A 21,160-nucleotide genomic window follows, 5' to 3' on the forward strand; every position below is an offset into this window, starting at 1 on the left:
CTCGCGCCCGGGGTCTGTCAAACGAACGTTCAGTCCCATCACTGGATGGTTCCAGCGAGTCCTTGCACGCACATCCGCCGCGGGGCTCACCGCCTTCGCCGGCGACGGGAACTCCACCGCCCCGTACCTCACCACCCGCCAGGGAAGCCGCCGCTTTTCCGCCGGCATCGCCCACGCGGCCACCAGCAGCGTCCAGGACGCCGAATACACTCTGCTCGGCATCCCGTTCGTCGGCACCGACCACGTCTTCCGACTCAACGGAACACGCGTGGAGGCACTCTCCGGAGTCCACGCCGATCTCTTCGGCCACCTGAGCCGCGGTCGCCTGGAGCAATACCGCAGCGATGTCTACGCTCTGCGCTCCACGTGGCCTTCCGGCACATGGGACAAGAAGTGGGACGGTCCCGTCTCGATACATCAGGACGGCTCCGTCCTGGCCGTTCACCTGCTGCCCTGACGAATGGGCAGCCTCATCCGGAGATCATGGAGAGGCACGCAAAACGGGTGGCAGCAACTGCCGACGGCTTCTGCCCCAACCCTCGGCAGTAACCGCCTGTGATCACCGGACCCGCCGACGCAGCTTCTCCAGCACGCCCCACCGGCCACGCGCGGGGCCACTCTCTGGGGAGAATCTGGGGAGTACGAGCGGCTCTGGGGAGCGCGTGGGGAGAATCGACTGCGTAACCGGGCACGAGCGTGAAAGACCCAGAAAGACGGATCAGCCCGGGCCAGAGACGTTCCCAGCAGCATCACCGCAGGTCAGCGCCACCAGGTAGACAACGTCAAGAAGATCTCCTCCTGGGCGGCCATCCTCTTCGCCCCGACCCTGGTCGGCATGATCTACGGGATGAACTTCGAGCGCATGCCGGAGTTGCACTGGGCACTCGGATATCCCTTCGCGATCGTCCTGACGGCGATTGTCTGCACCAGTTTGTACGTCATCTTCAAGCGGAAGGACTGGCTCTGAGTAGTCGCCGCGAGAGGCGCCGCCGTGAGAGGTGCGGCCTCGATCGCGGGCGTTGATCTGCGAGAGCCTCTCCGCTGCGGCGCCATCCGGAAGGGGTGGTCAGCACGGAGAAAAGTGGGCTGCCGAGGCGGAACACCGAAACGGATGGGCACAGCAGGTTGCTGTGCCCATCCGTTTCGGGGGCCCAGCATCTGGTTACTTCGTCACCTCCGCGGACTTGTACGTGGTGGATCCCGGGGCCACGCAGACGAACCAGTTCGCGGTGGGGTAGCCGTGGACAGACCGGATCACGGCTTGCGTGTTGCGCTGAGCGGAGTTCTCGGGAGCCCGGTTGGCCAGGGTGGTGCTGCCGTCCGTCCAATGGCAGGCGACCTGCTTCGCGGTTTGGCGACCGTGCCGACGACCAGGCGCAGCGGGTCCCCGTCCTCGGTGAGGGGTTGGGGAACGGCGCGGATGTCGGTTCCCTTCGGCCGGGGCAGCTCGCCGACCGTGTCGAACGTCACCAGCCGCGGGCTGGAGTCACCGTAACCGCGGATGACGAAGTAGCTCGTCTTGCCGACCAGGTCAGAAGGTCCGCCCGTGGTCGCCGGAGTGAGCCCCCAATTGTTCATGGCCTCCATCTGCCGGGTGGCCTCGGTCCTGTCGCGCGGCGCTGCCCACACCTGCACGTTGACGCCCCACTGCTTGCCCCCGTAGGTACCGAAGCCCACGTGCGAGATCTGCGGTTCATCCACTTGGCGTTCGTCCGCCGGGGCCGGCTTCGCGTGCGAGGCGGAGTCGCCCGTGCCGGGCAGGCCGGTCACCGCCAGCGCCCCGTCGACCCCGCCAGCACCACTGCCGCGACCGCCGTCACCGTCCGCCGCCGCGCCCTGCGCCTGCTGTCGGCCCGTATGACCGCCTGGACGGGGGCTGCACCGACCTCGAACTCGTCCGCGGCGTCCGTGAGGAGGGGGGTGATCTCTCTCTGTGCCATGTCGTCGTTCTCCAGGTCCGTACTCGTCACTTCCGCCTCCTCTGCAACACCGCGTCGCCCAGTACCGGTATGGCGCGCAGCTTCGTGATCCCCTTGGCCGCGTTGTTCTTGACCGTGCCGACCGAGCAGCCCATCGCCTCTGCCGTCTGCGTCTCCGTCAGGTCCGCCCAATAACGCAGGACCACCGCCTCCCGCTGCCGGGCGGGCAGTTGGGCGAGCGCTTCGAGCAGAGCGCGGCGGTCGTCGGCCTGGGCCATCCGGTCGTCGGTGTCGGCCACCTCGTCGGCCAGGTCCGAGTCGTCCCTCGGTGCCAGGAACTCCCTCAGCTTTCTTCTGTGCCTGCGGGCATGCGCGTTGATCATCACGCGCCGGACGTACGCCTCCGGGTCGTCGGCCGAGCCGACCCTGCGCCAAGCCGCGTAGACCCGCTCCATCGTCGACTGGGCCAGGTCCTCGGCGGCGTGCCGCTCCCCCGTGAGGAGAAACGCAGTACGCATCAGTCGCGGCCGGTGGCCGGTCATGAATCTCCGGAACTCCTCGTCCCGAACCTGCTTGCCGTCCCTCATGAACACCTCCTACATGGGGAAATGAGTCCATGAGCCGACCGGACCGTTGCCTCGTTCGTGGACTTCGGGGATAGAAATAGCCTCCCCGGCAGCCACAGCAGCATCAACACGACCCCGCCCGGCAGCGATCGGAACGACCGTCGCCGACCGATCCGGCCAGAGCTACGGATCAGAAGGTGCCCGTGCCCCTGCCGTGCCCGATCGACCGGTGACTGACGGGGAACCACGGTGGTTGACCGACAGCGCACATGAGAACGGCCCCCGACCGGTTTAGCTGGTCAGGGGCCGTTCATCTGCGGTGGGTGTGGGATGTGAACCCACGGTCACATCGCTGCGAAGACAGTTTTCAAGATCGCGTGCAGGACTCTGCCAGGGCGCGTATCGAGTCGTGATCAATGGGTGGTCCGGGTGAGGTCTTTGATCCGGATCGTCGAGGCGCGCAGGTGGAGTCCGGCGAGGCTGCGGGACTTCTTCCACCGCGCCTTCGGCACCGGGCAGGGCAAGCTGATGGCTTCACCGGAGATGATGGCCCGCGTCGAGAGGCATCGGAAGCTTCTCGTGGAGGCACGGGCCTCCCAGCAGGCCGGCGTGCCCGCGGATTCGCCGCAGGCCCGGGACATCGCCGAGCGTGTGGCCGTCGACTCGGCCGAGTTGGTCGCCGCCATGACAGGGCAGCACGACGTCGACAAGGCCCGGCGCGGCATCGTCGAGTTCGACCGGAACGGCAAGGCGGCGCAGTGGCGGGCCAAGGCGACCGGCCTGAAGCTGCTGACCAGGTACCACTCCCTGGTGGCGACGGTCAACGGTACGCCCAAGCCGGACCCGGACCCGGACCGGGCGGCGGCAATCCGGGAGTGGATGGCCGCCGCCCTGCGCCCGGGCCCGTATGGAGCGTGATCAATCTGCGGATTCGCCCTCGTGGGGGCTTCGAGCCGGCGGGGCACTGCACCCGCCCGGAGCTCTCGGAGGTCGGGGATGTGGTTGTGGAGCGTGCCCGGGGAGACGCCCCGTAGCTTCGCGATCGAGGTGATCGAGCCACCGGGGTCGGGCAACAGATCGCGGGCGGCGCGGATGACTTCCTCGGTGGCGACGCTGGGGCGCCCGCCGACCCGGCCACGGGCGCGGGCGGCGGCCAGGCCCTCGTTGGTGCCGATGACGACGAGTTCCCGGATGAACTCCGCCGGGGCGGCGAAGACGTGGAAGACGAAGCCTGCCGCCAGGTGTGGTGGTGTCCAGGTTCTCGTGCAGCGAGGTGAAGCCGACGCCGCGCTCGCGCGGTCAGGCGGTCAGCGCCGCAAGCTCCGCGTTGGCGCGCTCGGTGACCAGGGCGAGGACGCGGCCGGCGACGGCCAGGTCCGCGGCGGGTATCCCGCCCCAGACGCGGGCGCTGACGGGGGCGGTCTCCGCGCCGACGGCGGCCGTCAGCTCGCGCCCTGCGTCCGTGGGCCGAAGGTGCGCGCCGTCCGCGACGAGCAGCTGCTTGGCCAGCAACTCGTCGAGAGTGACGCGGATGTCGGCCGGATCGGCCTTGAGGGAGCCCTGGACCTGGGCGACGAGATCGTCCGGCGTCTGCGGGGCGTCGGCGGTGAGGGCGGCGCGCAGGGTGATCTGCTGCTGGAACGTGATGCCGTGCCGGGCCAGGACGTGCTCCAGGACGCCGCGGGCGGCGTAGTGGGCCAGGGCGAGGGCGCGGGCGTCGGCGACGGGTTCGGTGGTGGTGGATGCAGTCGTGGTCATGGTGTTGTCCCCTGAGTGCTCTCGTCGTTCGGTACGGATGGAGTGAGAGGTGCGTCGAGCAGGGTCGTCAGCTCGTCGGTGAACGCGCGCGTCCGCGGGGCGTCGAGGCCGCCGAGCGGCTCCAGCAACTGCTGAAGCAGTTCCTGGACCGCCCCGATGGCCTGCCGCGTGAGGGCCTGGCCCTGCTCGGTGAGGGCGAGCTGTACGGCGCGCGGGTCGCGGGGGTCGCGGGTGCGCTCGATCAGACCGGCCGACTCCAGGGCGCGCGCCAGCTTCGAGACGTACAGCGCCTCCAGGCCGGTGTGGTCGGCGAGTCGGCGCTGGCTGGGCCGCTCGCCGGTGCGCTGCATGCCGTGCAGCGACGCGACCAGTACGTACTGCGCGTGGGTGAGACCCAGCGGAGCCACCGCGCGATCGACCGCGACGCGCCACTTGTTGGCGAGCCGCCATACCAGGAAGCCGGGCGTGGGGCCCGGTGAAACCTTGCCCATGCCAAATACAGTACATAGCTACTATGTCCATGGCTACTATTTTCCGGCGGATGCGACGGCGCACCCCGAGCAGACCAACGATGCCGAGCGCGCCGAGCTCATGCGGACATGCCGCCCGGGTGCGGAAGAACTGCACATCGGCTGGCTCCTGTCCGAGGACTGATCCGCCGGGCGCCCCGGCCCCGAGCGAAGTGCGGCGGGGCCGGCCACCCCAGGACTCGACCGCATCCCCCGCCCCGAGACAGAGTGGTGCGGGCGTCCCGGACACCCGCGGTCACCCTCGACCTGCGCGGCAGTGGTGTGATCCGGTCCCGTGGACCGTCCTCGATCTCCCACGGCCTTCGCGTACTCGCCTTCGTCCCGGTCGTCGCCACCTCCAGGAACATCAAAGAACCTGATACGCCGTTCCCCATGAGCCCGCAGCTCAATGTGTCAGGAGTCCTTGGCGGCCCGGCACTGTTGGCCGGGAACCGGTTGAAAGCCCGTCCAGCCTCGTGATTGCTTGACGTGCCGGCCAAACGGGCCGGCCAGGGGGAGGAGCAAGGCATGTTGGTTGGACGATATCGGGGCAGACGTGGTCTGGCCGCTGTGGCCATCCTGGCCGGGGCGCTGACGGCGCCTGTTGAGGTCGCAGGGGCCGCGGAGGCCACGGCGCCGGCGCTGTCCGCGGGGACGATGAGGGACCTGGGCACGCTCAGCGACGGGACGTACAGCGCCGGGCGTGCGATCAACGACCAGGGCCAGGTCACCGGGTACGGCGACACGGCGGACGGCAGCACGCACGCGTTCGTGTGGACGCCCTAGCCTCGCGCTTTCACGGCTTGGACTGTCCGGCAGCCGATCAGGAACACAGAGAGTGCCCCTGACCAGCGAGAATGAGGATCGTCGAATTCCTTGTTCCCGCGCGGTCCGGTGGCACTTTCCAGGTGAAGAAACCACCGGATTCCCCAGTCTGAAGGATGCGGACACAGTTGGCGTCGTCCCAGTCGTGCAGGATGTACTTCAGCACGTAGAGGTCCGCTGCGGGAACCGACTCGAAGAAGTCCCCGCCGGCGGTGGTGAAACGCCCGTCGAGTCCCTCGGCCTTGGCGGCTTCGGCGGCGGCCGGGACGATGTGCGGCAGGTCGAAAACCCCGCCGTTGAGTTCGGGGTTGGCCCTCATCATGGCCCGGATGACGTCACCGCCGGCTCCGCCGATGTCCAGGGCTAGGGTGACGTCCTTCGTGTCCAGCACGGCGGCGATGTCGAGGGCGGCGGCACGTGACAGGTTGCTCATGGACTCGGTGAAGGAGGACGCTTCGTCGAGGTGCTTGGAGAAGTAGTCGAAGATGTTCGCTTCGCCATGGGCCGCGGTGACCTGGTGCCGGCCCGTTCGGACGGCCTCGGGGAACCTGCCCCACGGCAGCCAGTGGCCCGACGCGGACTGCGAGATGGCGAAATGCCGCAGCGAGTGGGGATCGTCCTGCTGCAGCGTGGTCAGTGATCACATCAGCAGCAGAAACGACGCGGATGACAGCGATCCCGCCAAGGCACGTAGCGGTCGTCGTCCACGACGGGGTGTTCGACCCGGGTTCGCGGCCAGCCTCGACGTGCGCGACCGCCGCGCCTGCCCGGGCGAACCGTGGGCGCTCCGGCGCGTGCGGTCCCCGGCCGGGGCGTCTGGCGCGTTCGCACACCTCGTGTGCCTCGGCCTCCCGAGTAGGCTGGCAGCCGATCGAAGCGGGTCAAGTCCTGATGTGTCGCCGAGAAGGAGTGGCCTCATCGCCGAGCGTCCGAACCTCGCGGAGTTGCTGCGCCGTCATCGGCGCGCAGGGCGGCTGACCTTGGAGCAACTCGCCGAGGCCTCAGGGGTCAGTGCCCGAACGTTGTCGGACATGGAGCGCGGACGGAGCAAGGGGCCCCAGCACCGGACCGTCACCGCTGTGGCGGACGCGCTCGCGTTGGAGGGCGGCGCCCGTAAGCAGTTCATCGAACTGGCGCGAGACGGCCGCCTGCGGGATCACTGGACGCGTCCGACCGGACTGTGTGAACTGCCCCGCTCCGTCGACGACTTCACCGGCCGCGACGCGGAACTGGCCTGGATCGACGATCTCGTTCACACCGAGCACTCGCCGGGTGTCGCCGTGGTGGGGCTCATCACCGGCTCCGCCGGGTTGGGCAAGACCACGTTCGCCGTCCGCGCTGCCCACGCCCTGCGGTCGAGTTTCCCCGACGGGGTGTTCTTCGTCGATCTGTTCGGCATGTCCCAGCAACCCCTCGCCGTCGATGACGCCTTGGGGCTGCTGCTGGGTGCGCTCGGTGTCGCGGATCAGCTGATACCGGCCGACACCCAGGGGCGTGCCTCCTTGTTCCGCTCGCTGCTGCGGGACAGGCGTGCGCTGGTCGTGCTTGACAGCGCCGCGTCCGAGGAGCAGGTCCGCCCGCTGTTGCCGGGAGGGGGCGCGGGCAGGGTTCTGGTCACCAGCCGGCGGTTGCTGGCCGGTCTGGAGGGCGTGCGCAGGCTCATCCTGGGTCCCCTGCAGTTGGCGGAGGCCACGGAGTTGTTGACCGCGATCGTCGGCGAACGTTCCGCCTCGGACGGGGAACCGGCACTCTCCCGGCTCGCGCAGCTGTGCGGCGGGCTGCCCCTGGCGCTGCGGATCATCGGCAACCGGCTGGTGAGCCGGCCCGGTTGGAGCGCCGTCGAACTCGCCGCCCGGCTGTCGGACGAGGAGCGCCGCCTCGAACAGTTCAGGGCCGGTGACCTCAAGATCGCCAATGCGTTCGGGATGTCGTACGAACAGCTCGCGGTTTCCGCGCGGCAGGTCTTCCGCCGGCTGGCCGTGGTGCCCGGCCGGGACTTCGACGCGGCCCTGGCGGCGGTTGCCGGCGGGACCTCGATCGAGGACGCCTGGAACGCGCTCGACGAACTCGTCGACCTCGGCCTGCTGGAGGACAGCGCCTCGGGCCGGTACCGGTTCCACGACCTGGTGCGGCTCTTCGGCCGCGACCGGCTGCAGCAGGAGGAGACCTCGGCCGAACGCGACGCGCTCACCGACAGGACGACGTCGTGGCTGCTGCGGACGGCCACGACGGCCGGGCGGTGGTTCGAACCCGCGTACGGCCGTCCCGACGGGGCCGATACCGACATCGTCGCCCTGTCCTCTCCGGAAGAGGCCGACCAGTGGCTGCGCGCCAACGTGGACAGTTGGCTGGGCGCGTTACGGCACGCGGCGGGCAGCGGCCGGCACGCCGCGGTGCTCGACTGCGCCGAGTCGATGCACTGGTACTCCGACCGATGGGCGCTCTGGCCGCACTGGCGCGAGGTCTTCACCCTCGGCGCGGAGGCCGCCGCCGCCCTTGGTGATCCGGTGCAGCACGCGGCCCAGTTGAACTATGTGGCCTGGGTCCACGGGATCCAGACCCGCGAGCCGGAAGCCATCCTGCGGTACACGGCCGAGGCGATGGTCCTCGCCACCCGGAGCGGCGCCACGGCGCAGGTCGCGTGGTCGCACCACTACGCCGTACCGGGGTACCGCCTGCTCGGACAGCTCGACGAGGCCGCCGCGTCGGCGTCCCGGGCGGCGGAGACGTTCAAGGCCATCGGTGACATCGACGCCTACGGGTCGAGCCTCATCAACCTCGGCCTCTGCCTGCGTGACCTGGGGCGCCATGAGGAAGCGCTGCAACGCTTCCTCGAAGTGATCGCGCTGGCAAGTGACGAGGGATCAGGGATGACACCGGGCATCGCGGCGTTCATCCGGCGGCACACACTGGCCCCGCTCGGCAAGTGTCTGGCGCTTCTCGGCCGTCGTGCCGAGGCGATCGCGGCGCTCACCGAGGCGACCGCTCCCGGGGAGCAGCTCGATCCCAGCCCCTGGCACGCCGACGCCCTGGAGAATCTCGCGGACCTGCTGGCCGAGGAGGGCCGCAGCGGCGAGAGCCGCCGCGCGTACACACGTGCCGCGGAGATGTACGAGGCGATCGGCGACGCCGACGCGCACCACCGCTGCGGCGACCGGGCGACCGCCGCACCCTGACCCGCCGAAAGCCGCGGAGCGCGGAACTTCTGCGTGCTGTTCTGCATGGCCGGGCCGCGCCCCCGCGACTTGACTGAGGCGCGCCGGACAGGCGTCGGGCCTGTCCATCCAGGTCAGGAGTGACCATGTCGACAATCAGGAACATCGTGCTCGTGCACGGCGGTTTCGTGGACGGATCGGGATGGCAGGGCGTCCACGAGCAGTTGACCGCCGACGGCTACCGGGTGGCCGTCGTGCAGAACCCGACCCTGTCGCTGGCCGGTGACGTCGCCGTCACCCACCAGGTCCTCGACGGCCTCGACGGCCCGGCGGTTCTGGTCGGCCACTCCTACGGCGGTGCCGTCATCACCGAGGCGGGCCACCACCCGGGCGTCGCCGCGCTCGCCTACATCGCCGCGTTCGCCCCCGACAAGGGCGAGTCGGTCGGCACTCTGGTCGCCGACCCGGCGCCCGGCGCACCGGTCCCGCCGATCCTGCCGCCCAAGGACGGGTTCCTGTTCCTGGACCGGGACAAGTTCGCGGCGTCCTTCGCCGCCGACCTGCCCGAGGCGGAGGCGGCGTTCCTGGCCGACTCCCAGGTTCCCTGGGGCCTCGACGCGCTCGGCGGAACGGTCTCCGAACCGGCCTGGCGGACCAAGCCGTCGTGGTACCTCATCGCCACCGACGACCGGATGATCCCGCCGCCCGTCCAGCGTGTCATGGCCGAGCGGGCCGGAATGACCGTCACCGAGACCCCGGGAAGCCACGCCGTCTACGTCTCCCGCCCGGCCACGGTGGCCGCCGTCATCGCCCAGGCCGCCGAGGCCGGCACCGGCCGGTCGTAGAAGCCGCGGGCGCTCCCGCGCCACACGGCCGCCTCGCCCGCGCGGCCCGTCCGCCCGTCCGCCCGTCCGCCCGTCCGCCCGTCCGCCCGTCCGCCCGTCCGCCCGTCTGACCGGACGCCCGTCTGACCGGACGCCCGGACGCCCGGACGCCCGGACGAGTCACCCATCCCAGCCCATCACCCAGGAGTTCCCGCATGCCCGTCCGCCGTACGTTCACCCGCCGCAGAGTGATCACCACCGGAGCAGCCGCTGCCGCGACGGCAGCCTTCGTCACACCGGGCAGCTCCACGGCCGCGGTCGCCGGCCACAGCACACCCGGGGCCAAGCCGACGATCGTGCTGGTGCACGGCGGCTTCGCCGACGCCTCCGGCTGGAACGGCGTCATCAGCAGACTCCAGCACGACGGCTACGAGACCATCGCCCCGGCCAACCCGCTGCGCGGCCTGCCCACGGACGCCCCCTACATCGCCAGTGTCCTCAAGTCGATCAGCGGCCCGATCGTCCTGGTCGGGCACTCCTACGGCGGCGCCGTCATCACCAACGCCGCCGCCGGCAACCCCGACGTCAAGGCGCTGGTCTACATCGCCGCGTTCGCCCCCGCCGAGGGCGAGCAACTCGGTGTCCTGCTCAGCACCTACCCCGGCTCCCTGATCGCCGACTCCGTCCAGGGAGTCCCCTTCACCAACCCCGACGGCAGCGCCGGAACCGACCTGTATCTGCGGGCGGACGCATTCCGGTCCGCGTTCGCCGCCGACCTGCCCCTCGCCACCACCCGGCTCATGCAGGCCACCCAGCGGCCCTTCAGCGCCTCCTCCCTCACCGACGTCACCCAGGCCGCCGCCTGGCGCACCATCCCCTCCTGGGGCATGGTCGCCACCGAGGACAAGGCCATCCCACCCGCCCTGGAACGCTTCTTCTACAAGCGTGCCAACGCCCATGTCGTCGAGGTGCCGGGCGCCTCCCACGTCCCCATGATCAGCCACCCGACCGCCACCACCCGCCTCATCGAATCGGCCGTCAGGGCCACCGGCTGACCTCCGCTGCCCCGGCCCGCACCCCACGGGCCGGGGCAGCACGCAGCCATCGCGTCCTGGAGGGGGCGGCCGGCTCAGTGCTCGGCGTTCACCGGCACCGTGATCTGGTGCTCGCCCCAGCTCATCCGGGTCGTCGCCGAGTAGTTCACCGTCGTGCCCGCGTCGAGACCCGCTTCCCGGGCCCTGGCGGACGGTTCGACCAGCACGCTCTGCTCGCTGAGCATCGCACCGGTGGCCGGGTCCACGACCAGCCGCTGCTGCACGCTCCCCAGCGGTGTCCGCGCCGTGCCGGGGAAAGCGAAACCGATGCCCTCACGGCCCAGGGGATCGGTGACACGCCCCAGCCCCCGGACGCCGGGCAGTTCGGCCATCACCCGGTACGCGGCCGCCCGTACGCCGGGCTTCACCGGCATCGTGATGAGGTCGGCCGCGACGCGCAGCACATAGGCCGTGCGGCCGGCGCTGGTGTCGGCCCCGTTGTCCTCCTTGTACAGCCGCTCCAGCTGCTGGCGCAACTTCCCGCTGGTGGAGGGCAGTTCGAGCAGATCCTGGTAGGTGATGTTCCGCGGGCCGAGGGCGTAGATCTTGTCGTTGGCGTCCGTCCGCATGACCATCGGCTGCCGGGTGCCCATCGTGTACCCCAACGTGCCGTCTCCGGCCGCTCCCGTCACCTGGGCCTGCACCGTGCCGGGTGAGCCCGCGGCCCGCCAGCGTGCCTCGTCCGCCTCGGTGCGCGGCGCGGTCAGGCCGTGCAGACCGGTGACCATCAGGCTCTGGGTTCCCGGGCGCACCCCCACCGACCACTCGTCGGTCGACGTGGTGCGCACGGTGAAGAGCTGTCCCGCCTCACCGACGACGTTCACGTCCTCCCCGCGTGTGGTGGTCTGCCAGTACGTTCCTTCGGCGGCCGGTGTCTCCGCCTTCTTGGCCACGCTGAGCAGTTCGAGGCGGCCGTCGACGCGGACGTCACCCCGGCCGTCCGACGCCGCCGAACCCGACCCCGACGCGGTGGCGGAGGACTGCGGCTGTGCGCCCCGCACGCCCGAAGCGTCCTGCCGGTCGAGCGTGGTCACGACCACCGCGGACGCCGCGACGGCTGCGAGGGCCGCCACGGTCCCGAGCGGCCGGATCCCGCCCCAGAGGCCGCGCGGTACCCGGGAGTGTGCCGCACGGCTTTCCGTCGCTCCGGCCAGGATGCGGGCCAGGTCCTCGCGCTGGCGCGGGGAGCCCGCGAGCCGGGACGGGTCCAGTTCGTCGGGCCGGGCGCCCGCGAGCACCTTCATGACGTCGGGCCGCCCGGACCGTTCGTGGGTGTTCTTCATGTGAGTACTCCTTTGCGATCAGTGCGGTGCGGGGTGCGGGGCCTGTGCGGCCGGTACGGACACCGGCTCTCGTACGGACACCGCCACCGGTACGGGTGCCGTCTCCGCTACGGACACCGCCTCCGGTACGGGCGCCGTCTCCGCCAGGGACACCTCGTCCAGGGCTTTCTCCAGACGGCGGCGGGCCCGGTGCAGCCGGACGGTCAGCGTCGCGGTGGTGCAGCCCAGGACCCGTGCGGCCTGCTTGGCGCTCAGCCCGTGCCAGGCGATCAGTGTCAGCAGTTCCCGGTCGGCGTCGGACAGGCTCGCCAGGGCCTGCAGCGCGGCTTCGCGGTCGGTCACGTCCACCGCGACATCGCCGTCGTCGGTCCGGGCACCGCTGTTGATGCGCTGTGCCTCCTCGGCGGCGAGGGCGTACTGGTGGCTGTCCCTGCGACGCAGTTCGCGCACCAGGTTGCGAGCCACTCCCAGGAGCCAGGGCAGCGCGGGTTGCGGAATGTCCCGCACCCGCCGCCAGGCAACGGTGAACGTCTCGCTGGTGATGTCCTCCCCTACCTGTCGTCCCACCAGGCTCGTGGTGTAGGCGAGGACGCGCGGGTAGCACTCCTCGTAGACGTCCCGGAAATGTTGGGCATGTGTCACGTGCCGTCCCCTCGTATCGGCTCTCTCACCAAGCAATGCGCGCGGCGGCCCAGTTCTTACAGGGCGGGCGAAAATTCCGTGCGCAAGATCGCGAAAATGGACCGGGGACAGCGGAAATAGACTGGGGGGTGACGGTCCGTGCCCGGCGTCATCAGGAAAAAGCCTCCTCAGGAGATGCTCATGGACTACTTCGACCTCGGGACCTCGACCCGGCCCGTGTCGACCCGTTCTCCGGAAGCACAGCGCTGGTTCGACCGTGGTCTGGTGTGGAGTTACGCGTTCAACCACGAAGAGGCGGTCACCTGCTTCGAGTCGGCGGCGGCCGCGGATCCCGACTGTGCCATGGCGTACTGGGGTGTCGCGTACGCCCTGGGCCCCAACTACAACAAACCCTGGGAGTTCTTCGACGACGTCGATCTGCGGCGCACGGTGGAACGGACGCATGCCGCCGTCGAACGGGCTCACGCACTGAGCGAGGGGGCCACACCGACCGAGCGCGCGCTCATCGAGGCGCTGCGCGAGCGCTACCCCGCCGCGCGCGCCGTGCAGGACTGTTCCGTGTGGAACGAGCCCTATGCCGAGGCCATGCGCGCCGTGTACGAACGCGCGCCCGACGACCTCGACGTGGCCACGCTCTACGCGGACGCGCTGATGAACCTCACCCCGTGGCAGCTGTGGGACCTGCGCACGGGCGAGCCCGCCCCCGGTGCGCGCACCCTGGAGGCGAAGGCCGTCCTCGACCGTGCGTTGCTGACCGGGTCCGGTGCAGGTCACCCGGGCGTCCTGCACATGTACATCCACCTGATGGAGATGTCGTCGACACCGGAGGAGGCCCTCGCCGTCGCCGACCGGCTGCCGGGACTGGTACCGGACGCGGGACACCTGCACCACATGCCCTCGCACCTCGATGTGCTGTGCGGGGACTACCGACGGGTCGTGTCGGCCAACAACGCCGCGATCAAGGCCGACGAGAAGTACGTGCGACGGGCCGGCGCGCTGAACTTCTACACGCTGTACCGCTCGCACAACCATCACTTCAAGATCTACGGTGCGATGTTCCTCGGTCAGTCCGGGACGGCGCTGGAGGCGGTCGCGCAGCTTGAGGCGTCCGTCCCCGAGGAACTGCTGCGCGTGGAGAGCCCGCCCATGGCCGACTGGCTGGAGGGCTTCCTCGCCATGCGGGTGCACGTACTGATCCGGTTCGGCCGGTGGGCGGAGATCCTCGCGCTGCCCGCGCCCGCCGACCCGCGGTTGTACTGCGTCACCACGGCGATGCGGCACTACGCGCGCGGCGTGGCGTACTCCGCCACCGGGGCGACCGCCGGGGCCGAGGCCGAACGAGAGCTGTTCCGCCGCGCGGCCGCACGGGTTCCAGAGACGCGGATGCTGTTCAACAACACCTGCCGGGACATCCTGGCGATCGCCGCCGCCATGCTCGACGGCGAACTCGCCTACCGCAAGGGCGAGTACGACCTGGCGTTCGCCTCCCTGGAACGCTCCGTCGAACTCGACGACCACCTGCCCTACGACGAACCGTGGGGCTGGATGCAGCCGACCCGTCACGCCTACGGGGCGCTCCTGCTGGAACAGGGCCGGGTCGAGGAGGCCGAGGCCGTCTACCGGGCCGACCTCGGACTCGACGACACCCTGCCCAGGTCCTCTCGGCATCCGGGAAACGTCTGGGCCCTGCACGGCTTCCACGAATGCCTTGTGCGGCTCGGCAGGACTGCGGAAGCCCGCATCGTCGCCCAGCAGCTCATCGTGGCCACCGCGCTCGCGGACGTCCCCATCGAGGCCTCGTGCTTCTGCCGACTCGACACCGCGGGCGCGACGAGCGGCTGCTGCTCCGACTGACGGCCCTTCGCCAGGAGCCGACGCGTCGGCCGGACCGCTCTCATCGGTCCGCCCTCATCGGACCGCTCTCCCCGGGCCGCTCTCACCGGACCGCTCTCACCGGGCCGGCGCGTCGAGGTCGAGAGCCGCGGCACGGAGGGCGGCTGCCACGCGGGTGACCGGTTCGGCGGGCGGGCGGGGAAGGCGGGCCAGGAACAGGCGCCGCTGCTCCTGGGGCCCACCGCGCACGGGCAGGACGCGTACGCCCGGTGGCGCGGCGGCGGCGAGTGCAAAGGGGATGGTGGTCAGTCCGCATCCGGCGGCGACGAGGTGCAGCTTGGCCGGCCGGTCGCGGGCGGTGTGGGCGATCTCGGGCCGTTCGTCCAGGCCGGGCCATGCCCCCAGCAGCCGGTCCTCGCCGGAGGAGGAACCGGCGATCCAGCGCTGTCCGCGCAGGTCGGCCACGTCGACGAAGTCGCCGCGGGCGAGCGGGTGGGTGACGGGCAGCGCCAGACACAGCGCGCGTTCGGTGAGTGTCTGCAGTGCCGGCGGGGGCGACTCGGCGTCCGGCGGGCGGAACGGCGGTGCCGACGCCAGGAGGGCGAGGTCCAGGCTGCCGGCCCGTAGGGCGCGTACCAGCGCCGGGGTGCCGCCTTCGCCGCTGACGACGTGCAGGCCGGGGTCCGTGCGGCGCAGCGCCACCAGGGCCCGGGGCAGCAGGACGGCTCCGGCACTCGGAAACCACCCCAGCCGGACCGTGCCGGGCAGGCCGGACAGTTCCCGCGCGGTCGCGTCGATCTAGGCCCTGCCCTGGCACGACGGCACACCCCCGGTGGAGCAGGACCTGCTGCTCAGGTCTTGAACACAGAGCCCGACCGAGCGCCCCGCGCTGCGCCGCCCCACGCTGCGCCGCCCTTGTCTGCGGCCTGGCATCCCACGACCAGGCCCATGCCCGCGCACATCCCCGTGCTCATGCCCATGCCCGTCCCCAGGCTCATGCCCGCGCAGACGCCCATGCCCGCGGCCGCGCCCGTGACGGAGGACCGGGAGCCGGACAAGGAGGAGCCCCGCAAGGAGGAGCCGACGCCGGGGCCGCTGCCGTGTCCGGTACCGGACGCCGGCCCGGGGACGGCCGGTTTGCGGAGCAGGAGCAGCGCCGCGTCGTCGTGGAGCCGCCCGCCCACGTGCGCCAGCAGTTCGTCGTGGAGCGCGGTGAGGGTGCGTGCCGGCTCGTCGGACACGTGGCGCGCCAGCCCTTCGGCGAGCGGGTAGAACTCGCGGCTGTGGTTGCGGGCCTCGGTGACCCCGTCGGTGTAGAGCAGGAGTTGATCACCGTCGGTGAAGGGCAGCACCTGGAGGGTGGGAGTCTCACCCGTCAGGGCGCGCAGCCCGAGGGGCGGGGCGGGGTGGGTGGGTTCCACCGTCACTACGTCGATGTCTCCGCCGGCGCGTACCAGCAGTGGAGGCGCGTGTCCGCAGTTGACCATCTCCAGATGGCCGGCCCGCGGGTGTCCGGCGACCACGGCGGTGACGAAGTCGTCGGCCCCGAGGTTGCGTGCCAGGCTCCGCTCGATCCTGCCGACGACGGCGAGGAGATCGGGCTCGTCGTAGGCGGCCTCGCGGAAGACACCGAGTACCAGGGCGGCGGTCTCCACGGCCGGCAGCCCCTTGCCGCGCACATCGCCGACGATCAGCCTGACCCCGTACGGCGTGGGCAGGAGCGCGTAGAGATCCCCGCCGATCCGGGCCTCCGCCGCCGCGGCGCTGTAGCGGACGGCCGCCTGGAACGGGCCGACGGTCGCCGGTACGGGCTTGAGCAGCGCGTGCTGGGCGGCCTCCGCGACCGAACGGACGGCCGCGAGGACCCGTTCGCGGCGCCCGCGCAGCGCGCTGGCCAGGCCGCTCGCCAGGGTGACGGCCACCAGGGCGGACAGCACGGCCGACAGCTCACGGCCCGGGACTCCGCCCCGGGCGCCCAGCACCGTGGCCAGCACCGTGGCCAGGAAACCGACGGAGAGGACTCCGCGGGGCCCGCTGGTGGTGGCGGCGAGAGCGGGTCCGGCCGCGAGCAGGGGCAGCCAGATCATTCCCGCTCCGCCGAAGTGGTCGACGAGCACGATGGCGAAAACGATCAGTACAGGCACGGCGGGCGCACCGGCGGCCACCTGCGCGGCGGCGCGTCTACGGGCCGACCACCCGGGTCCGGCCACTCGGTACCTCAACGACCACATCGGCCCGTGGTCGCCGGAATGGTCTTGAGCCTGAGTCATGTTTCGTCCGCAGTCCTCACCTGTATGCCGGACGGACTTCCGATATGTCCGTTTCATCCAGCAAACGGGTTCGCCGCGGGCGTTACAAGAAGAGGATTTTCAGATAGTGAGCGAAAGGCTCCTGGTCACCCGACCCGCGGTCGGGATCAGCCGCTCCACGACCTCCTCCAGTCGGTGGAGCCGGTTCGCCGACAGGGAGACACCGAGCGAGCCGAGCGTGTCCCCGCTGTAGACGGGCACGGCGACACAGACCGTGCCGAGGGCGTACTCCTCCAGGTCCGTGACGGCCGGGGCCTCGGGTGAGGAGTCGAGCCGCCGGAGCAGTTCCGGAGGGCTGGTGATGGTCCGTGGGGTGAGGCCGGCGAGGGGGTGCCGGGAGAGGTAGTCCTTGCGGGAGTCGTCGTCCAGTTCCCGCAGCACGCACTTGCCCAGCGCGGTGGCGTGCCCCGCGTCCTCGAACCCCACCCAGAGGTCGACCCGGGGCGCCCGGGGGCCGTCGACGATCTCGGCGACCCGGATCTCGCCGTCCTCGTAGAACGTGAGGTAGGCGGCGGTCGCCAGATCGTCCCGCAGTGCGGCGAGCGTGGGACGGACACGGCTGAGCAGCGCCTGCCCGCGGCCCGTGGTGTGCAGGCTCTGCACCTTGTCGCCCAGGACGAACCCGCCGTCGTCCAGTTTTTGTATGTATCCGTCGTGGACCATCGTCCGCAGCAGGTGATAGGCGGTGGCCAGGGGCAGACCGGTCTCGCGCGCCAGCTGCTTCGCCGGTACGCCGTTCTCGTGCGCGCCCACCGCCTCCAGCAGACGGAACGCCCGCTGCACGGAAGTAATGAGAGTAGGGCCGTCGTGAACACCCATACAGACCAGCCTGCGCCAGACGCACGAGGCAGGCAAGGCGCACGGTCCCCCGGGCGGGCGACCGGGCTCCGTCGAGGAGGGAACGAGGGCAAGAACCCATGGAGAGCGAGCATGTCTCATCCGGAGGATCGGCCGGAGGATCGGCGCAGGAACCCGTACCGGAGGACTCCGCGGCCGTCATCGACGCCCGTGGGGCGATCATGGTGTGGAGTGCCGGAGCCAAACCCTGCTGAGCGCCGAGCTCCCCAAGTTCCGGCAGGAGCGCGTCGCCGTGGGGGTCTGGAGCTGCTGCCGCTGGAGTGGGCTCAAGCATGTTCTGGTGAGCGGGAGTGAGTGCCGGTGGCGGTGGCCGTGCCAGGCGCCAGGGGGGAACTGACGTTCTTGCATCGAATGCGTGACCTTCGCGAGGGGTGCTCGTTAGATGCGGTGACAGGGTTCCTTGGGGTGGGACCAGGCGGGGGTGAAGGGGTGGGCGGGCTGAGGCAGCTGACGGAGCCGTTCATCGCGTCCGCTCCGGCCGGTGTCGCGATCCGTACACGGCTCAAGCACCTGACGCCCGGGGACGAGAAGGTGCTGCGGCTGGTCGGCGCGCATCTGGGTGCGCTCGCTGCGAAGGACCTTGCGGCGCGGTGCCGTGACGGCCTGCACATTCCGCTGACACGTGGGCGGCCCGCAAGCGGGAGCTGACGCCTCTGTCGTCGTCACGCTGGGCCGGGACGATCACCAAGGCGTCGCACGACCAGTGGGCGCTGGCCCGCCGCTGTCAGCTCGCGCACGTCCAGAACCTGGAAGCGGGCATCAGGACCCTCGCTCACCGGCTGTCCCTGCCCCTCGGCCAGAAGGGCTCCAAAGGGGCGCCGGGCGGCTACCGGTCGCGGCAGGAGTGGCACGCCAAGGCGCGCCGCCTGCACGTGCTGGAAGACCGGCTGGCCGCCGAGCGGGCCGACCGCGAAGCCGGGCTCGTGCATGTCGTGCGCGGCGGCAAGCACCTGGCCCGCACCCGGCACCACCTTCAGGCCACCCGGCTCACCGAGGCGCACTGGCGTCAGCGGTGGGAGGCCGAACGCTGGTTCTGCCAGGCGGACGGAGAATCCGGCAAGCGCTACGGCAACGAGACGATCCGCGTCAGCCCCGAGGGCGAGGTGAGCATCAGGCTGCCCGCGCCGCTCGCGCATCTGGCGAACGCCGGGCACGGCCGGTACGTCCTCGCCTGCAGGGCCAGGTTCCCTCACCGGGGCGCCGAGTGGGCCGACCGCGTCGAGACCAACCGTGCCGTCGCCTACCGTATCCACCTGGATGCGGGCCGGGACCGCTGGTACCTCACCGCCTCCTGGCAGATCCCGCCCACCCCGGCCATCCCCATCCGTGCCGCACTCGCCGACGGCGTGATCGGCGTGGACATGAACGCCGACCACCTCGCCGCCTGGCGCCTGGATGTCCACGGCAACCCCATCGGTGCCCCGCGCCGTTTCTGCTACGACCTGGCCGGCACACGAGACCACCGCGACGCCCAAGTCCGCCACGCCCTCACCCGGCTCCTGCACTGGACCATGTCGTGCGGGGTGAAGGCAATCGCGATCGAGGACCTGGACTTCGCCGCGGACAAGACCCGCGAGAAGCACGGCCGCAGGAAGTGGTTCCGGCAGGTCATCTCCGGCATGCCCACCGGCAGGCTCCGCGCCCGGCTGACCTCCATGGCCGACCAGACCGGCATCGCGATCATCGCCGTGGACCCGGCCTACACCTCTCGGTGGGGCGCCCAGCACTGGCAGAAGCCTCTTACCAGCAGCAACCGTAGGACGACTCGCCACGACGCGGCAGCGGTGGCGATCGGAAGGCGCGCCCAGGGACACCCGATCCGGCTGGGGGTACCTCCCAGGCCCTTGAGGCACTGGGGGAGGGCGGCACCGCCCCCGCACGACCAGAGTGATCGTGCGGGGCATCGGACCGTCCAGGCCGAACCGGAGGTCTCTGGGTGTGAGGGACCCCGCCCCCGCATCCCCGGACCACGGACACGATCCGTGCCGCCCGGACGCGGAGCGAACACGGGGGACCAGAACGCCCAACACCGTTCGGGGCGTTCGGCTGAGCATGAGTTCTGGCAACAGGACTCACTCCCGCTCAGTCCTTAGGAACGGTTCCGCTGGAGGAGAAATCCGGCCCTCCCGCGAGCGCGGAAGCGCGGTCCCGCCGGCTCCGTTGGTCACTCGCCCGCGCACCGACGGCGGTCAGACGTGGCTGTCCCACAGCACGTGCAGGGTGAGGGGCTTGCGGAAGACCAGGCCCTGCGGGGTGGTGGGGTGGTCCGGGTCGAGGCGCAGGGCGGGGAGACGCTCCAGCAGGCGCTGGAGGGCGATACGGGTCTCCAGCCGGGCGAGGTGCGCGGCGAGGCAGTAGTGCGGGCCGTGCGCGAAGGCCAGTTGGAGACGGGCGTTCGCGCGTCGGACGTCGAACCGGTCGGGGTCGGGGAAGACGGCCGGGTCGCGGTTGGCGCCCGTCAGGGAGACGGTGACGAGGTCACCCCGGCGGATCGTGGCCGGGCCGAGAACGGTGTCCCGGGTGGCGTAGCGGTCCACGACCGCCGCTCCGGGTTCGAGGCGCAGCGATTCCTCGATCGCGCCGTCCAGCAGGTCGGGGTCGGCGCGCACGAGGGCGAGCTGGTCGGGGTGGCGCATCAGGTGCAGCAGCGCGTTGGTGATCATCGCCTCGGTGGTCTCTATCCCGCCGAACATCAGCACCGCGGCGTTGGACGCCACTTCGGGCGGCGCCAGCTGCCCGGCGGCGGAGGCGAGGAGCGAGGACCCGCCGGCGGCGACGGTGGCTTCCACGGCGGCCCGCAGCTGCGCGTAGGCCGCGGCGCCGGCGGGTCCCGCCTCCTGTCCGGCGGTGATGTCCGAGACCGACCGCACGATGGAGTCGTACCAGGAGAGCACCGTGGCCGCGGTGGTGCCGGCCAGCCCGAGTGCCTCGGTCACGACGGCGACCGCGAGCGGGCCGGCGAAGGCGCGTCGCAGTTCGACGGCACCCGCCGGTGCCAGCGCGGTGATCAGCCGGTCGGTCTCCCGCTCGATGAACGAGGCGAAGCCCTCGCGCACCTCCCGGGGGCGGAAGGGAGCGGTGAAGGGTTCACGGTGGCGGGCGTGCTCCTCGCCGTCCAGGGACAGCATGCTCGGCCCGACGACCTGGGCGGTGGAGAACCGGGGGTCGTCGACGGTGAAGGTCTCGGCGTCCCGCATCACGCTCAGCGCGAGGTCGCGCCGGGTCACCAGCCAGCCGTCCAGCTCGGACAGCCAGGACACCGGCTCCCGCGCACGCAGCAGCGCCAGTCGCGGGTGCGGATCCCGGGCGAGTTCGGCGAGCGTGGTCGCGCCGCCGAGCGGAAAGGAGTCGACGACGCTCATCACGAGCCTTGGCCGGGCAACGGGAAACGGATCACAGCCAAGGCTAACGCGCGGGCCCGGACGGCCGACGGGGCGGGGCGGGGCGCCGGGCTGTAACGACCGGTGCTGCCGGCGCGGGCCGACGAACCGGTCGGCAGGAGCGAGATCGTGGCCGCGCTGTGGGGCCACCAGCCGCCAAGGGGTGCCTGCCTCAGGGGGTGCCTGCCTCAGGGGGTGCCTGCCT

17 protein-coding genes and 4 pseudogenes are annotated in these 21,160 nt (G+C 71.1%); 9 read left to right on the plus strand and 12 right to left on the minus strand.

Annotation, left to right across the window (positions count from 1 at the left end; translation table 11 throughout):
- The first annotated feature begins 268 nt into the window (after positions 1-268).
- Complete coding sequence (locus RV986_RS11470) at positions 269-457, plus strand: hypothetical protein (protein ID WP_475917289.1); 189 nt, start codon at positions 269-271, stop codon at positions 455-457.
- Positions 458-769: 312 nt separating this feature from the next.
- Positions 770-967: pseudogene (locus tag RV986_RS11475) on the plus strand (CorA family divalent cation transporter); the annotation flags it as partial.
- Between the two features lie 287 nt (positions 968-1,254).
- Here the strand turns inward: RV986_RS11475 and RV986_RS11480 are convergent.
- Genes RV986_RS11480 through RV986_RS11490 form a run of 3 tightly spaced genes read right to left on the minus strand, consistent with a single transcriptional unit; the run spans position 1,255 to position 2,506 of the window.
- Positions 1,255-1,770 carry a hypothetical protein gene (locus RV986_RS11480; protein WP_475917290.1) on the minus strand — a complete coding sequence of 172 codons (516 nt, stop codon included), beginning with the start codon at positions 1,768-1,770 and terminating at the stop codon, positions 1,255-1,257.
- Positions 1,767-1,970, minus strand: a complete 204-nt coding sequence (locus RV986_RS11485; protein ID WP_475917291.1) for a hypothetical protein — start codon at positions 1,968-1,970, stop codon at positions 1,767-1,769. Before RV986_RS11485 ends, RV986_RS11480 begins: the two co-directional genes overlap by 4 nt.
- Complete coding sequence (locus RV986_RS11490; protein WP_475917292.1) at positions 1,967-2,506, minus strand: SigE family RNA polymerase sigma factor; 540 nt, start codon at positions 2,504-2,506, stop codon at positions 1,967-1,969. The genes RV986_RS11485 and RV986_RS11490 overlap by 4 nt, the downstream gene beginning before the upstream one ends.
- 408 nt (positions 2,507-2,914) lie before the next feature.
- On the opposite strand from RV986_RS11490, the gene RV986_RS11495 reads away from it, so the two are divergent.
- Positions 2,915-3,403, plus strand: coding sequence for a hypothetical protein (locus tag RV986_RS11495; protein WP_475917293.1), 489 nt, complete (start codon positions 2,915-2,917; stop codon positions 3,401-3,403).
- 381 nt (positions 3,404-3,784) lie between these two features.
- On the opposite strand, the gene RV986_RS11500 is transcribed toward RV986_RS11495, so the two are convergent.
- Together RV986_RS11500 and RV986_RS11505 are read right to left on the minus strand one after the other, a co-directional pair.
- Positions 3,785-4,243, minus strand: a complete 459-nt coding sequence (locus RV986_RS11500; protein ID WP_475917294.1) for a MarR family transcriptional regulator — start codon at positions 4,241-4,243, stop codon at positions 3,785-3,787.
- Positions 4,240-4,734 (minus strand): MarR family winged helix-turn-helix transcriptional regulator, encoded by a 495-nt coding sequence (locus RV986_RS11505; protein WP_475917295.1) that lies wholly within the window; start codon positions 4,732-4,734, stop codon positions 4,240-4,242. Before RV986_RS11505 ends, RV986_RS11500 begins: the two co-directional genes overlap by 4 nt.
- 546 nt (positions 4,735-5,280) lie before the next feature.
- On the opposite strand from RV986_RS11505, the gene RV986_RS11510 reads away from it, so the two are divergent.
- Positions 5,281-5,538, plus strand: a complete 258-nt coding sequence (locus tag RV986_RS11510) for a hypothetical protein (protein ID WP_475917296.1) — start codon at positions 5,281-5,283, stop codon at positions 5,536-5,538.
- A 37-nt stretch (positions 5,539-5,575) separates the two neighbouring features.
- Here the strand turns inward: RV986_RS11510 and RV986_RS11515 are convergent, their stop codons facing one another.
- Positions 5,576-6,214, minus strand: a complete 639-nt coding sequence (locus tag RV986_RS11515; protein ID WP_475924251.1) for a methyltransferase — start codon at positions 6,212-6,214, stop codon at positions 5,576-5,578.
- Between RV986_RS11515 and RV986_RS11520 the strand changes: the two genes are divergently transcribed.
- The 3 genes from RV986_RS11520 to RV986_RS11530 all read left to right on the plus strand — a co-directional run bounded on the left by RV986_RS11520 (position 6,165) and on the right by RV986_RS11530 (position 10,611).
- The gene (locus RV986_RS11520; protein ID WP_475924252.1) at positions 6,165-8,753 is read left to right on the plus strand and encodes an ATP-binding protein; all 2,589 of its coding nucleotides are present in this window, start codon (positions 6,165-6,167) and stop codon (positions 8,751-8,753) included. The genes RV986_RS11515 and RV986_RS11520 overlap by 50 nt on opposite strands.
- 125 nt (positions 8,754-8,878) lie before the next feature.
- Positions 8,879-9,577, plus strand: a complete 699-nt coding sequence (locus tag RV986_RS11525; RefSeq protein WP_475917297.1) for an alpha/beta hydrolase — start codon at positions 8,879-8,881, stop codon at positions 9,575-9,577.
- 194 nt (positions 9,578-9,771) lie between these two features.
- Complete coding sequence (locus tag RV986_RS11530; protein ID WP_475917298.1) at positions 9,772-10,611, plus strand: alpha/beta fold hydrolase; 840 nt, start codon at positions 9,772-9,774, stop codon at positions 10,609-10,611.
- 74 nt (positions 10,612-10,685) lie between these two features.
- Here RV986_RS11530 and RV986_RS11535 read toward each other — a convergent pair whose 3' ends face one another.
- Positions 10,686-11,933, minus strand: coding sequence for a CU044_5270 family protein (locus RV986_RS11535; RefSeq protein WP_475917299.1), 1,248 nt, complete (start codon positions 11,931-11,933; stop codon positions 10,686-10,688).
- Between the two features lie 18 nt (positions 11,934-11,951).
- On the minus strand, positions 11,952-12,575 hold the full coding sequence (locus tag RV986_RS11540) for an RNA polymerase sigma factor (protein WP_475917300.1): 624 nt from the start codon (positions 12,573-12,575) through the stop codon (positions 11,952-11,954).
- Positions 12,576-12,755: 180 nt separating this feature from the next.
- Here RV986_RS11540 and RV986_RS11545 point away from each other — a divergent pair, with 180 nt between their 5' ends.
- Complete coding sequence (locus tag RV986_RS11545) at positions 12,756-14,429, plus strand: hypothetical protein (RefSeq protein ID WP_475917301.1); 1,674 nt, start codon at positions 12,756-12,758, stop codon at positions 14,427-14,429.
- A 96-nt stretch (positions 14,430-14,525) separates the two neighbouring features.
- Here RV986_RS11545 and RV986_RS11550 read toward each other — a convergent pair.
- The 3 genes and pseudogenes from RV986_RS11550 to RV986_RS11560 all read right to left on the minus strand — a co-directional run.
- Positions 14,526-15,206, minus strand: a pseudogene (locus tag RV986_RS11550) (LysR substrate-binding domain-containing protein); the annotation flags it as partial.
- Positions 15,207-15,520: 314 nt separating this feature from the next.
- Positions 15,521-16,639, minus strand: a pseudogene (locus RV986_RS11555) (PP2C family protein-serine/threonine phosphatase); the annotation flags it as partial.
- A gap of 138 nt (positions 16,640-16,777) precedes the next feature.
- Positions 16,778-17,536, minus strand: a complete 759-nt coding sequence (locus RV986_RS11560; protein WP_475917302.1) for an IclR family transcriptional regulator — start codon at positions 17,534-17,536, stop codon at positions 16,778-16,780.
- Between the two features lie 468 nt (positions 17,537-18,004).
- Between RV986_RS11560 and RV986_RS11565 the strand changes: the two are divergent.
- Positions 18,005-19,668: pseudogene (locus tag RV986_RS11565) on the plus strand (nuclease/transposase family protein).
- A 96-nt stretch (positions 19,669-19,764) separates the two neighbouring features.
- Here the strand turns inward: RV986_RS11565 and RV986_RS11570 are convergent.
- Positions 19,765-20,937 carry a cytochrome P450 gene (locus RV986_RS11570; RefSeq protein WP_475917303.1) on the minus strand — a complete coding sequence of 391 codons (1,173 nt, stop codon included), beginning with the start codon at positions 20,935-20,937 and terminating at the stop codon, positions 19,765-19,767.
- Between the last annotated feature and the right edge of the window lie 223 nt (positions 20,938-21,160).

It is taken from the genome of Streptomyces sp. RLA012 (assembly GCF_056270325.1).

Excerpts from the sequence above, each read along its gene's own strand:
- RV986_RS11510 (WP_475917296.1), top strand. The coding sequence starts at position 5,281 with ATGTTGGTTGGACGATATCGGGGCAGACGTGGTCTGGCCGCTGTGGCC.
- RV986_RS11505 (WP_475917295.1), bottom strand. The coding sequence starts at position 4,734 with ATGGGCAAGGTTTCACCGGGCCCCACGCCCGGCTTCCTGGTATGGCGG.
- RV986_RS11535 (WP_475917299.1), bottom strand. The coding sequence starts at position 11,933 with ATGAAGAACACCCACGAACGGTCCGGGCGGCCCGACGTCATGAAGGTG.
- RV986_RS11530 (WP_475917298.1), top strand. The coding sequence starts at position 9,772 with ATGCCCGTCCGCCGTACGTTCACCCGCCGCAGAGTGATCACCACCGGA.
- RV986_RS11500 (WP_475917294.1), bottom strand. The coding sequence starts at position 4,243 with ATGACCACGACTGCATCCACCACCACCGAACCCGTCGCCGACGCCCGC.
- RV986_RS11490 (WP_475917292.1), bottom strand. The coding sequence starts at position 2,506 with ATGAGGGACGGCAAGCAGGTTCGGGACGAGGAGTTCCGGAGATTCATG.
- RV986_RS11560 (WP_475917302.1), bottom strand. The coding sequence starts at position 17,536 with ATGGGTGTTCACGACGGCCCTACTCTCATTACTTCCGTGCAGCGGGCG.
- RV986_RS11570 (WP_475917303.1), bottom strand. The coding sequence starts at position 20,937 with ATGAGCGTCGTCGACTCCTTTCCGCTCGGCGGCGCGACCACGCTCGCC.
- RV986_RS11520 (WP_475924252.1), top strand. The coding sequence starts at position 6,165 with ATGGCGAAATGCCGCAGCGAGTGGGGATCGTCCTGCTGCAGCGTGGTC.
- RV986_RS11545 (WP_475917301.1), top strand. The coding sequence starts at position 12,756 with ATGGACTACTTCGACCTCGGGACCTCGACCCGGCCCGTGTCGACCCGT.
- RV986_RS11525 (WP_475917297.1), top strand. The coding sequence starts at position 8,879 with ATGTCGACAATCAGGAACATCGTGCTCGTGCACGGCGGTTTCGTGGAC.